Below are 757 nucleotides of genomic sequence, written 5' to 3' on the forward strand. Positions count from 1 at the left end.
GATTTTGCTTTTAAACAGTTATTCGGAACGAAGGGGAACGAAGAAATTTTAACCGGATTTCTAAACGCCATTCTAGAAGAATCTTTAGATGCACCTATTACATCTCTACAACTAGAAGATCCACATCTTCATAAATCTTATGAAGATGATAAGTTATCAATATTAGACTTATTAGCAACGCTAGATAATGGGACACAAGTAAATATAGAAATTCAGCTTCGAAATACACATGATATGGTAAAGCGATCTTTATATTATTGGAGTAAACTCTATACGTCCCAAATGCAAGAAGGGATGCCGTATCGTTCCCTTCGGAAAACCATAACCATTAACTTATTAGATTTTATCTTGTTTTCTCACGATGAGGCATTTCATACCATCGGACAATTGTGGAATACAAAATTGCAACAACTATTAAGTGATGACATTGAAATCCATTTTGTAGAGATACCGAAATTGGTCAAACAGTGGCGTGAAGAAAAAGTAAACCCGTGGGAAAATGCATTTGTTCGATGGATGTTATTACTACCAGCACATGAAGATGAACATTTAACTCAAACATTGGAGGAGATTGCAATGAATCAAGATCCAATTTTACAAAAAGCAATCAATAAATGGGAAAATATGAGCCATGACTCCTCTTTCCGAACAGCTTATGAGGCTCGCGAGAAGCTACTTCTTGATGAACAAGCTAAGCTGGCTCACGCTCGTGAAGAAGGCTTAGAGGAAGGTTTAGAAAAAGGGATTCAAAAAGGAC

At 36.3% G+C, this 757-nt stretch carries 1 protein-coding gene; it reads left to right on the forward strand.

The features are described from left to right. The coding region (locus JDS96_RS30530; protein ID WP_199669098.1) for an Rpn family recombination-promoting nuclease/putative transposase at window positions 1-757 on the forward strand (757 nt) is incomplete at both ends.

It is taken from the genome of Bacillus cereus group sp. N21 (assembly GCF_016483395.1).
Lineage (GTDB): Bacteria > Bacillota > Bacilli > Bacillales > Bacillaceae_G > Bacillus_A > Bacillus_A pseudomycoides.